Raw genomic sequence first — 10665 nt, 5'->3', positions numbered from 1 at the left:
CGCATGGCGCTGAGTTTCCGGCAAAGCGAGATTCTCGAGATCGCGCGGACCGAGGGGCGCGTCGCGGTCGACGACCTCGCCGAGCGTTTCGGGGTCACGCTCCAGACCATCCGCCGCGATCTTGGCGACCTGGCCGATGCCGGCAAGCTCGACCGCGTGCATGGCGGCGCCGTGCTCAGGGCCGGGGTCGTGAATATCGGCTACGAGGAACGCCGATTGATGAATGCCGAGGCGAAGGCCGCCATCGCACGGCGCTGCGCGGCGGCGATCCCGGACAATTCCTCGCTATTTCTCAACATCGGCACGACGACAGAGGCGGTGGCGCGCGCCTTGCTCAGACACCGCAACCTGACGGTGGTCACGAACAACATGAACGTCGCGAATATCCTTGTCGCCAACGAAAGCTGCGATGTCATCGTCGCGGGCGGCGTCCTGCGCCGCTCCGACGGCGGCCTTGTTGGCGACCTGACAACCGAGGCGATCGGGCATTTCAAGGTGGATTTCGCGATCATCGGCACCTCGGCGCTGGACGCCGACGGCGATCTTCTGGACTTCGACCCTCAGGAAGTCCGGGTAAGCCGGGCGATCCTGAAGCAGGCGCGCGAAAGCTGCCTTGTCGCCGATGCCTCGAAGCTCGACCGCAAAGCGCCGGTCCGCATCGCCTCGCTCTCGGAACTCGGCCGGATCTTCACCGACCGGCCGCTCCCCGCCCCCCTCGCCCGGCAATGCCGGGATTGGGGAACCACGGTCGTTCTGCCCGATCAGCCCGTGTAGTCGGCAAGGACCACGAAGCAAGCCCGGACGACGAGGATGTCCGACAGCTCGTGGAGAAGCAGATCGTCAAGAGCGGCGCGGCTTCGGATGCCGGCGTTCAAGATCGGCCGGGAATGGCGCATCCGTTCTAGCGAGCTTGCCCACCTCATGGGCCTCACATGACCTGTCGGAACGCCGGATCCGCTAAGAAGCTGATATGGCGTCTCTTTTCTGCTCATCGGGAACCCAGGACCATGAACTTCGGGTTCAAATTCACCGCCGCAGGTTCCCGAATTTCCGCTTCTGGCCACAGGCGTCTGCCCCTGAACCTCCTCCAGATTTTGGTAGGGTCTCGTTCTGGCATTCGGCGCGGTACGGCTTTCGGGTGGCCCTTGGGATGCTGCCGTTGACTTTCAACCGCGTTCAAGCCGAGGCCGCCGCATCTCGATCCAGCCATACTGTCCTTTCCTGGAGGAATTGAGGGGAAAACCGGCCTGCTGCCGGTTTTCTGGCATCGTGATGAGGTGTTCATGAAACTCTGGTTGAATGCCAGGATCGTTCCGAAGTCTTGAAATTTGCCCCGACATGTCCGCTATACGCGTCCCGGCCACAGCAAAGCCGCTGGAAACCATGAACTCGCTGTCTTTGCTGCTGGCGTCCCCAAAAGACCGTAACGGTTTCAAAAGTTCAGTTTGCACGGGCGGACGCAGAATGTCACGGGCCCGTCGATCCCCGCGATCTCGGCAAGGAAGCGATGCCGGGCGGGTGCGCGCGGGGGGTACGGAGGTTGTCGCCGATGCGCGCGAGACGGATCATCCTTCGTATCCCAAGAGACGCGGAAGAAAGAGAACAATCCCCGGAAACAGGATCATCGCAAGAAGCGCCACGACGAGAACGGCGAGGAACGGCCAGACTTCGGCGATGATCTCGCGCAGCGAAATGCCGGTCACCGCGTTGATCACGAAAAGGAGGATGCCGTAGGGCGGCGTGATCAGCCCGATCATGCAATTGACGACCGCGACGACGCCGAAATGCACGAGGTCGATACCAAGTTCCCGACACGTTGGCAGGAAGAGCGGGATGATGACGAGGATGATCGTCGTGGCGTCGAGAAAGCAACCGAGGACGAGGAGGAGGAGGTTCACCGCCAGAAGGAAGACGAGCGGCGATATGTCGATCGCGACGAGACTGCCCGCGAGGATCGAGGGGATATTCTCGGACGCGACGATGTAGTTCAGGATCAGCGCCCCGCCGATCACAAGCCCGACGGCCGCGGAGGACCGGGCGCTTTCCACGAAGATCGTGTAGAGGGCCCGGACGCTCAGCGCGCGGTAGAAGAGGCCGGCGAGGATCAGCGCGTAGAAGGCGGCGACGGCGGCGGCTTCGGTCGGCGTGGTGACACCGCCATAGATGCCGTAGAGCAGGATTGCCGGCATGAGAAGCGCCGGGAACGCATTGGCGGTCTTGCGCGGAAGATCGCGGAGCGGCACCGGCTCTTCCACCGCGAAGCCGCGCCGGTGCGACATCCAGGTGTTCATGCCCATCAGAACACCCCCCATGAAGAGACCTGGGATGATGCCGCCAAGGAAGAGGTATCCGATGGAGGCGTTGGACACGAGCGCATAGAGCACCATCGGTATGGACGGCGGGATGATCGGCCCGATCGTCGCCGACGCGGCGGTGATCGCGGCGGCATAGCCTGCCGGGTAGCGCCCGTCCTTGCGCATCATGTCGATGATGATCTTGCCGATCCCCGCGGCGTCGGCGACCGCCGAGCCCGACATGCCGGAAAAGATCAGCGACGCCATGACGTTGACATGCCCCATGCCGCCCTTGAACCGGCCCACAGTCGCGACGCAGAAGCTCAGGAGCCGGTCGGTGATCGTGCCCGCGTTCATGATGTTCGCGGCGACGATGAAGAGCGGCACCGCGAGCAGAAGGAAGCTTTGGTAGATGCCGTCGAGAAGGTTCTTGCCGACGATCCCGATGCCTTGCCCCGCAGCGCCGACATAGACCATCGAGGCGATCAGGATCGCATAGGCCACCGGCACGCCGATCCCCGCCAGAAGGAAGAGGGACCCCACGCAAAGAAGAAGCTCGACGCTCATTCGTCCGTCACTTCAAGATGGTGGTGGGACTCGTTCGGCAGACCGTTCCGCCAGACATCGACGGCGCGCCAGAGGTACCGGAGACCGACGATGGCGAGGAAAAGGAAATAGACGGAGTAGATCGGCAGCATCTTCACCGGCAGCGTCGCCGAGGACTTCAGCCGCAGGATGCGCATCTTCTCGTAACTCGGGCCGATGGACAGCAAGAGGCCAGCGGCGATCGCCAGGGCCCCGAGGATCGCGAACCATTTCCTCAGGCCGGGACGGACCCAGAAATAGACGATGTCGAAAGTCACGTGATCGCGGTCACGGACGATGAAGGCGTTGCCCCAGAACACGATCCAGAGCCACATGACCAGACAGAATTCCAGTGTCCAGCCGAAGCGCGATGCATCGACGACATGCCCGAGTCGCGCTGCAAACCATTCGGACCCGACGATGTAGCGGACCGCGATCTGGAGGATGAAGGTGGCGAACATGGCGGCCATCATCATGGCCGCCACGCCTTCGGTCAGGCGGGAGAGAGGTTTCAGGATACGCTCCATCGCCGCGCTCTCTCGCCGTCGGCTCAGTTGCCGAGCGCGTTGATCTTCTCGAGCACGCCTTCCGGCCAGTCCTTGGCGAAGTCCGAGCTGAGATAGGCCGACTGCACCGCCGAACGGAATGCCGCGACATCGGGCTCGTAGATCTCCAAGCCCTTTTCTTCGAGGAAGGAGACGAGGTCGGCCTCCTTCTGAAGCTGGTTCTGGCGGCCGAACTCGGACGCGGCGTCGGCCGCGGCCTGAACCGTGGCCTGTTGCTCGGGCGTCATCGCGTCCCAAGCCGCTTTCGACAGCGCGATGTAGTTCAGGTCCACGAGGTGCGAGGTCAGGACGATCTGTTTCGTCACCTCATAGAATTTCGCATCCACCACGGTCGGAAGCGGGTTGTCCTGACCGTCCACCGCGCCGGTCTGAAGCGCGGTATAGACCTCGGTGAACGCCATCGGCGTCGGGTTGGCGCCAAGCGCCTTGCCGAGGAACTGCCAGGCGTCGGTGCCCGGCATGCGCAGGTTCACCCCGGCCAGATCGGCCGGCGTCATGACCGTGCGTTCCGATTTCGGCATGCGCAGGTTCACCTGCCGACGGCCGAGATACATGACCGAAAGCAGCTTGACGCCAAGCTCATCCTCGACCTTCTGCTTGAACGGATCCATCAGCGGATCGTTGAAGACCTTGACCTGGTGCTCGGCGCTCTGGTGGACGTAGCCGGCCGTGAAGATGGAGAATTCGGGGAAGAAGGTCGCAAGTTCCTGCGCCGACGTGATCGACATTTCCAGATCGCCCGAGGCGATGGCCTCAAGCTCCGTCCCCTGCTGGAAGAGTGTGCCATTCCAGTGCGGTTCGAAATCGGCGAAGTCGGCGACCATCGGCCCGAATTTCTCGAGCATCGCGACGGAACGCTGATCCGTCTCGGACTGCACGGCCGAGAGCCTAAGCTTGATCTTGTCCTGAGCGGCCACCGGCCCGACACCGGCCACCAAGGCTGAAGCAGCCGTCATCGCCAGCACCGAGCGGCGCGTAAGAGATTCGAACATTCTTTCCTCCCATGAGTCCCGCCCGACCTCCGCGCGCGGTTAACCGTTTCCCAGAATACGTGGATTTGGACTCTTCTCAACCAATGAATCTAGTTTTGTTGTTGATTATCGGTTTCATCCAATATTCGCAGATAAATCGATTATTTTTTGCTTGTCGGTAGGATATGGATCCTGCGCATGAACTTCATTCCGCCGCGCTTCGCAGACTGTCGGCGACACCGCCTTCGATATGGGCGCGCAGGATCGTCTGCGCGCGCCCGGTGTCACGGTCCAGAGCGGCGTCAAGCAGCGCGCGGTGTTCCCTCGCCGCGGTCGCACCGCGGTAGGTCAAGCGCCGCATCTGATAGCGCAGGTACTTGTCGAAGACCGTTCCATGCGCCTCAAGCAGCGCCGTTGAGCCGCAGGCAAGGATCAACGCCTGATGGAACTCCCAGTCGTATTGCTTCCAGGTCTCGCGCACTGAAACGTCGCCGGCCGCCATCCGCTCTTCCATGCGATGCAGCTTGTGGTGGGCCGACACGATCGCGCCCTCCCACTCGGTGTCGCCGGCCCCGATCGATAGGGCGAGCGCGTGGCATTCCAACAGGATCCGCAGATCCGCGATCTCGCGCAGGTTCGCGTCCGACATCGGCGCCACCGAGAATCCGCGCTGCCCCTCCGCCTCGACCAATCCTTCGCTGGTCAGGCGGTTCAGTGCCTCGCGGATGGTCGAGACGCTGGCGCCATACTCCGCCTTCATGCGCTCCAGGCGAAGGCGCGTCCCCGCATCCAGGCGGCCGAAGATGATGTGACGGCGGATGGCTGCGTAAACCTCGTGGCCGACGAGCCCGGTATCGGTCTGCGGATGCATTGCCCTCTCCGTTGTGGTCCCGATACTGCATGCTCCGCATGATCAAGTCCATCATATCGTAGCATCTTGCATATAATCGATTAATTAATCTACCGTGCGACAAACGGAGATCAACCATGCCGCAGGCAGGACCAATCGAAAGGCCGGTCAAGGCGACGCGCGCGAGCCGCGTGGCCGAGGATCTGCGCCAGTCGATCCTGCGCGGCGACCTCGCCCCGGGAGAAAAGGTCAACCTCGACCGGCTGCGGACGCATTTCGGTATCTCTCTGAGCCCGCTGCGCGAGGCGGTCTCGCGTCTCGTGACAGTCGGGCTGGTCGAATCCGAGGATCAGCGCGGTTTCCGGATCGCGCCGGTTTCGGTTGACGATCTGGCAGAAGTGACACGGCTCAGGGCCGATTTTGAAAGCCTCGCCCTCGGCTACGCGGTCGAGCTGGCCGAGATCGACTGGGAAAGCGCCGTTCTCGGCGCGCTGCACAGGCTCAATCGGGCGTCGCGCGATCCCTCGGCTACGGACAGCGCGCGGGAGGCGGCCCATTCGGCGTTCCACCTCGCTCTGATCGAGGGCTGCGGGATGCCGATACTGGTCGGATTCTGCCGGAACCTCCACGATCTCAACCTGCGCTATCGGCGGCTGTTCGGCGCCGGGCTCGACGAAAACCGCGACATGTCCGCCGAACATGTGGCGATTGCCGAGGCTGCGGCCGTGCGCCGCGACGCGGATGCGGCCTGCGTGCTTTTGCGCCGCCATGTCGAACGCACCGGGCTGGACCTGTCCACCCGGATCAGCCGGCCACCGGACCAAAGGCCGGAATAGCCATGCCGCCTCTTTCCCGCACACCTCTTTCCCGCCACTTCGAGGATCCCAGATGACCAAGCTGATCTACATCCTGAACGGACCAAACCTGAACCTGCTCGGCAAGCGCCAGCCGGAAATCTACGGCCACGACACATTGGCCGATGTCGAGGCGCGCTGCGCCGCCGTCGCGGCCGAGCACGGCATGACGTCGAAGCTGATGCAGTCGAACCATGAGGGCCAGATCGTCGACTGGATCCACGAGGCGCGCGAAGCGGCGGCGGGGATCGTCATCAATCCGGCGGCGCTTTCACATACCTCCGTCGCCATCCTCGACGCGCTCAACACTTTCGACGGGCCGGTGATCGAGGTCCACATCTCGAACATCCACAAGCGCGAGGCCTTCCGCCATCATTCCTATGTCTCGGCGCGCGCGGACGGCGTGATCGCCGGATGCGGGGTCGAGGGCTACACGCTGGCGGTGCGGCGCATGGCGACGCTCCTGGCATGACGGTGCGGATCGCGCTCGTCGGCGCGGGTCTCATCGGCCAGCGTCATGCCGAGGCGATCGCAGCGGTTCCCGGCGTCGTGCTGTCCGCCGTCGCCGACCCCGCCGAGGCCGGGCGAGAGGTGGCGGCGGCACAGGGCGCCCGGCATTTCCCCACGCTCGGCGAGATGATCGCGGCGGACCGGCCGGACGGCGTCATCCTCGCCACACCGAACCGGCATCATGTCGACGGCGCGCTCGACTGCATCGCGGCCGGGCTGCCGGTTCTCGTGGAAAAGCCGCTCGCGACGGATCTGGCGGGTGCGGAACGCATCGTCGCGGCGGCCGAACGCGCCGGAGTGCCTGTCGCCGTCGGCCATCACCGCCGGCACAATCCGCTGATCGCGCGAGCGAAGGCGGAGATCGCGGAGGGGCGCCTTGGCCAGATCACCGCGGTGCAGGCTACGACCTGGTTCATGAAGCCGGACGAATACTTCGAGGTCGGCTGGCGGCGCGAGACGGGCGCAGGGCCGGTCCATCTGAACCTCATCCACGACATCGACCTGCTGCGCCATCTTTGCGGCGAGGTGGCATCGGTCCACGCGATGGAATCGAATGCCGTCCGCAAAAATGCTGTGGAGGATACGACCGTCATCCTCCTGCGGTTCGAAAGCGGTGCGCTCGGCACCGTGAATCTGTCCGACACCATCGTCGCCCCGTGGTCGTGGGAACTGACGGCGCGCGAGAATGCCGCCTATCCCGCGACGGGCGAAAGCTGCTACTGGATCGGCGGCACGCACGGGTCGCTGGCGCTGCCCAACCTCGCGCTCTGGTCCAATCCGGGCAAGCGGAGCTGGTGGGAACCGATCAGCGCGACCAGGTTGCCATTCGGCCTTGACGATCCGCTGGTCCGGCAGATCCGCCAGTTCGCGGCGGTGATCCGGGGCGAGGAACCGCCACTGGTCCCCGCCTCCGAGGGATTGAGGAACCAGCGCGTGATCGAGGCCGTGAAAAACTCGGCCGTCACGGGCGGGACAATCCGGTTGAACTGAGCGCGCAGGACGCTTGCGCTTCGTCGCGGCGAAGGACAGTGTGTGGCCAATAGGCGAAAGGCAGCGAGACATGAAGAACCCCGTGAACCGCTTCAAGGCCGCGCTGAAGGCGGGCCGGCACCAGCTTGGCATCTGGAACTCCATCGGCGGCAACACCGTACCGGAACTGCTCGCCGGGTGCGGTTTCGACTGGGTGCTGGTCGATACCGAGCACAGCCCCGTCGACGTCAACGACGTACTCCTCGCCCTTCAGGCCATCGCCGGCTATCCGGAGACGAGCGCCATCGTGCGGCCTGCTTTCAACGATCCGGTGCTGATCAAGCGCATTCTCGATCACGGCGCCCAGACCCTGCTCCTGCCCTATATCCAGTCTCAGGAGGAGGCGGAGGCGGCGGTCCGGGCGGTACGCTATCCCCCCGCCGGGATCCGCGGCGTCGCGGGCCTGACGCGGGCGAGCCGCTACGGGGCAGTGGATCGCTACACCCAGACCGCAAGCGACGAGATCTGCCTGCTTCTGCAAGTGGAGACTGCCCATGCGATGCGGTCGCTTGAAGCAATCGCGTCCGTCGACGGCGTTGACGGCATCTTCATCGGCCCGTCGGACCTTGCCGCCAGCATGGGACATCCGGGCAATCCCGGCCATCCGGACGTGGTCGCCGCCATCGAAACGGCGATCACGAAGCTGAACGCGATGGGCAAGCCCGCCGGCATCCTGACCCTCGATGAAAGCTTCGCCCGGCGCTGCATGGATCTCGGCACGCTCTTCACGGCGGTGGCCGTCGATCTCGGTATCCTCGTCAAAGGCGTGCGTGATCTCCGCGCGCGGTTCTGAGGGCGATTGGATCTAACGCCAGAAACAGAACCGGCGGGCGCAGACGCGCCCGCCGTCGCTCTGTTCTGCGGCTGACCTCAGGCCGGCTGTTCCGGCCGCGTCCCGAGCGTGACCACGGTATCGACCGGCTTGCCCGCGCGCAGCAGCCCGAGTTTCACCTCCGTACCGGGCGCGTCCGTCGCGATCATCCGCGTCAGCTCGCGCGGATCATTGATCTCGGTGCCATTGACGCTGAGCACGATGTCGCCCCGGGTCAGCCCAGCCTTGGCGGCCGGCGTATCGGCGTTGACATCGGCAATCAGCACGCCCTTGGCCTTGTCGAAGCCGAGCGCTGCGGCAATATCCTCGGTCACCGGCTGGATCTGCACGCCAAGCCAGCCGCGTTCGACCGTGCCGCCATTGCCGAGATCGGCGACAACCGATTTCGCGGTCTCGGACGGCACCGCAAAGCCGATCCCGACCGATCCGCCGGAAGGCGAGAAGATCGCTGTGTTGATGCCCACGACCTCGCCATCGGCATTAAAGAGCGGGCCGCCGGAATTGCCCTTGTTGATTGCTGCATCGGTCTGGATGTAGTTGTCGAAGGGGCCGGAATTGATGTCACGGCCCAGCGCCGAAACGATCCCCGACGTCACCGAATTACCCAGGCCAAAGGGATTGCCGATCGCCACGACGTCCTGACCGACCTTGAGCTGCGTGGAATCGCCAAACGCGACGGTGGGCAGATCCTTGCCCGCCTCGACCTTGATCAGCGCAATATCCGTCGCCGGATCGGCGCCAAGGACCTTGCCCTCGACCTTGCGGCCATCGGCGAGCGTGACCATCACGCTGTCGGCACCGTCAACGACATGGGCGTTGGTGACGATCTGGCCGTCAGCCGAGATGATAAAGCCGGTGCCGACACCGTGCATCTCGGGCGCGCCGCCGAAGGGGGTGCCCGGCATTCCCGGCTGGCCCGGCATCGGCATCCCGAAGCGCTGCATGAACTGGTCGAAGGGGAAGCCCTGCGGCATACTCTCCGAGTTGAAATCGGCGGGCGCCGCCGCCTTGGTCACTTCGATATAGACGACGGCCGGCGCCACCTTGGCGACAAGGTCGACATAGCCCCCTTGAGGCGCAGCAAAGGCATAGGCGGGCTGCGGCATGAAGGCAGGGGCAGCGGCGGTCAGCGCCGTGGCGCCCATCAGGGCGCCCACGACAAGCGCGGGCACCCGGCCGCGAAGGAAACCGCGAGACATCTGCATGGTTCAACTCCTTGGTAACGGTCCGGAATATTCCGGATGATGATCCGTTCTCGCGCATCGAGTTTGCAGACCTTCGTCAGAAAGGTTGCAGATATGTGAGGAACCTCACGACTTCGTCAAAGGGAGAATACGAGCCGTTCTTACAGGTTTGTAATCCCGCGCGCAGAGTCGCGCAGAAACCTTCCGGCATGCTTGCGGCACGAAGACCCGCACCGACGCACTTTCGCATGGGCGGCCGCGCGACTAGATTGCGGTTGGACAATCCCCGACGGACGCCATGAAGCTCCTGCTGATCGAAGACGACCCGACAACCGCCGCCTACATCCTGAAGGGGCTGCGCGAGGAAGGCCATGTCGTCGATCACCTGAGCGACGGGCGCGACGGGTTGATGCAGGCGATGTCGGGCGGGTACGACGTTGCGATCGTCGACCGGATGTTGCCCGGCCTCGACGGGATCTCCCTGGTCCGGGCGCTGCGGTCGGCCAAGATCACCGTGCCGGTGATCTTCCTCACGGCGATCGGCGGCGTCGATGACCGGATCGAGGGGCTGCAGGCGGGCGCCGACGACTACCTCGTCAAACCCTTCGCCTTCGGTGAACTCTCGGCGCGGATCGCCGTTCTGGCCCGTCGCGCCGCCTTGCCGGTGGCCGAGACGGTGCTGACCGCGGGCGACCTGAAGATGGACCTGATCGCGCGCACCGTCACCCGGTCCGGCCAACCCATCGACCTTCTCCCCCGCGAATTCGCGCTCCTTGAACACCTTCTGCGCCGCAAGGGCAGGGTTCAGACCCGGACGATGCTTCTGGAAGGAGTGTGGGATCTCAACTTCGATCCGCAGACGAATGTCGTGGAAACCCATGTGAGCCGGCTGCGGGCCAAGGTCGACAAACCGTTCGAGCGCGAATTGATCCACACGGTGCGCGGCGCCGGCTACAAGATCGAGGGCTGAAGGGTGTCCTCCGGCCTCCG

At 64.3% G+C, this 10665-nt stretch carries 12 protein-coding genes; 6 read left to right on the top strand and 6 right to left on the bottom strand.

Going from position 1 to position 10665, the window contains the following annotated elements:
* Window positions 1-3: 3 nt before the first annotated feature.
* Complete coding sequence (locus V5734_RS03595; protein WP_347312146.1) at window positions 4-774, top strand: DeoR/GlpR family DNA-binding transcription regulator; 771 nt, start codon at window positions 4-6, stop codon at window positions 772-774.
* Here the strand turns inward: V5734_RS03595 and V5734_RS03590 are convergent.
* The 5 genes from V5734_RS03590 to V5734_RS03570 form a co-directional block, all read right to left on the bottom strand.
* Complete coding sequence (locus V5734_RS03590; RefSeq protein ID WP_347312145.1) at window positions 762-923, bottom strand: hypothetical protein; 162 nt, start codon at window positions 921-923, stop codon at window positions 762-764. The genes V5734_RS03595 and V5734_RS03590 overlap by 13 nt on opposite strands.
* 642 nt (window positions 924-1565) lie before the next feature.
* A complete protein-coding gene (locus V5734_RS03585; protein WP_347312144.1) occupies window positions 1566-2861 on the bottom strand; it encodes a TRAP transporter large permease in 1296 nt (431 codons plus the stop codon).
* Window positions 2858-3406, bottom strand: coding sequence for a TRAP transporter small permease (locus V5734_RS03580; protein ID WP_347312143.1), 549 nt, complete (start codon window positions 3404-3406; stop codon window positions 2858-2860). Before V5734_RS03580 ends, V5734_RS03585 begins: the two co-directional genes overlap by 4 nt.
* A 23-nt stretch (window positions 3407-3429) precedes the next feature.
* Complete coding sequence (dctP, locus tag V5734_RS03575) at window positions 3430-4437, bottom strand: TRAP transporter substrate-binding protein DctP (RefSeq protein WP_347312142.1); 1008 nt, start codon at window positions 4435-4437, stop codon at window positions 3430-3432.
* Between the two features lie 184 nt (window positions 4438-4621).
* Window positions 4622-5287, bottom strand: coding sequence for a GntR family transcriptional regulator (locus V5734_RS03570; RefSeq protein ID WP_347312141.1), 666 nt, complete (start codon window positions 5285-5287; stop codon window positions 4622-4624).
* 116 nt (window positions 5288-5403) lie between these two features.
* Between V5734_RS03570 and V5734_RS03565 the strand changes: the two genes are divergently transcribed.
* The 4 genes from V5734_RS03565 (at window position 5404) to V5734_RS03550 (ending at window position 8452) form a co-directional block, all read left to right on the top strand.
* Window positions 5404-6102 carry a GntR family transcriptional regulator gene (locus tag V5734_RS03565; protein WP_347312140.1) on the top strand — a complete coding sequence of 233 codons (699 nt, stop codon included), beginning with the start codon at window positions 5404-5406 and terminating at the stop codon, window positions 6100-6102.
* 52 nt (window positions 6103-6154) lie between these two features.
* Window positions 6155-6592, top strand: coding sequence for a type II 3-dehydroquinate dehydratase (aroQ, locus tag V5734_RS03560; RefSeq protein WP_347312139.1), 438 nt, complete (start codon window positions 6155-6157; stop codon window positions 6590-6592).
* The gene (locus V5734_RS03555) at window positions 6589-7620 is read left to right on the top strand and encodes a Gfo/Idh/MocA family protein (RefSeq protein WP_347312138.1); all 1032 of its coding nucleotides are present in this window, start codon (window positions 6589-6591) and stop codon (window positions 7618-7620) included. Before aroQ ends, V5734_RS03555 begins: the two co-directional genes overlap by 4 nt.
* Before the next feature lie 70 nt (window positions 7621-7690).
* The gene (locus V5734_RS03550) at window positions 7691-8452 is read left to right on the top strand and encodes an aldolase/citrate lyase family protein (RefSeq protein WP_347312137.1); all 762 of its coding nucleotides are present in this window, start codon (window positions 7691-7693) and stop codon (window positions 8450-8452) included.
* 77 nt (window positions 8453-8529) lie between these two features.
* On the opposite strand, the gene V5734_RS03545 is transcribed toward V5734_RS03550, so the two are convergent.
* Window positions 8530-9696 carry a Do family serine endopeptidase gene (locus V5734_RS03545; protein WP_347312136.1) on the bottom strand — a complete coding sequence of 389 codons (1167 nt, stop codon included), beginning with the start codon at window positions 9694-9696 and terminating at the stop codon, window positions 8530-8532.
* A 277-nt stretch (window positions 9697-9973) separates the two neighbouring features.
* On the opposite strand from V5734_RS03545, the gene V5734_RS03540 reads away from it, so the two are divergent.
* Window positions 9974-10645, top strand: coding sequence for a response regulator transcription factor (locus tag V5734_RS03540; protein ID WP_347312135.1), 672 nt, complete (start codon window positions 9974-9976; stop codon window positions 10643-10645).
* Window positions 10646-10665 lie beyond the last annotated feature (20 nt).

It is taken from the genome of Defluviimonas sp. SAOS-178_SWC (genome assembly GCF_039830135.1).
Taxonomy (GTDB): domain Bacteria; phylum Pseudomonadota; class Alphaproteobacteria; order Rhodobacterales; family Rhodobacteraceae; genus Albidovulum.
The sequence above is the reverse complement of the archived record's forward strand: the minus strand, read 5'-3'. Positions and strand labels throughout refer to the sequence as shown.

Bases quoted from the DNA above. Each gene is read 5' to 3' on its own strand.
- V5734_RS03595 (WP_347312146.1), top strand. From the start codon at position 4: ATGGCGCTGAGTTTCCGGCAAAGCGAGATTCTCGAGATCGCGCGGACC.
- V5734_RS03590 (WP_347312145.1), bottom strand. From the start codon at position 923: ATGAGGTGGGCAAGCTCGCTAGAACGGATGCGCCATTCCCGGCCGATC.
- V5734_RS03585 (WP_347312144.1), bottom strand. From the start codon at position 2,861: ATGAGCGTCGAGCTTCTTCTTTGCGTGGGGTCCCTCTTCCTTCTGGCG.
- V5734_RS03580 (WP_347312143.1), bottom strand. From the start codon at position 3,406: ATGGAGCGTATCCTGAAACCTCTCTCCCGCCTGACCGAAGGCGTGGCG.
- dctP (WP_347312142.1), bottom strand. From the start codon at position 4,437: ATGTTCGAATCTCTTACGCGCCGCTCGGTGCTGGCGATGACGGCTGCT.
- V5734_RS03570 (WP_347312141.1), bottom strand. From the start codon at position 5,287: ATGCATCCGCAGACCGATACCGGGCTCGTCGGCCACGAGGTTTACGCA.
- V5734_RS03565 (WP_347312140.1), top strand. From the start codon at position 5,404: ATGCCGCAGGCAGGACCAATCGAAAGGCCGGTCAAGGCGACGCGCGCG.
- aroQ (WP_347312139.1), top strand. From the start codon at position 6,155: ATGACCAAGCTGATCTACATCCTGAACGGACCAAACCTGAACCTGCTC.
- V5734_RS03555 (WP_347312138.1), top strand. From the start codon at position 6,589: ATGACGGTGCGGATCGCGCTCGTCGGCGCGGGTCTCATCGGCCAGCGT.
- V5734_RS03550 (WP_347312137.1), top strand. From the start codon at position 7,691: ATGAAGAACCCCGTGAACCGCTTCAAGGCCGCGCTGAAGGCGGGCCGG.
- V5734_RS03545 (WP_347312136.1), bottom strand. From the start codon at position 9,696: ATGCAGATGTCTCGCGGTTTCCTTCGCGGCCGGGTGCCCGCGCTTGTC.
- V5734_RS03540 (WP_347312135.1), top strand. From the start codon at position 9,974: ATGAAGCTCCTGCTGATCGAAGACGACCCGACAACCGCCGCCTACATC.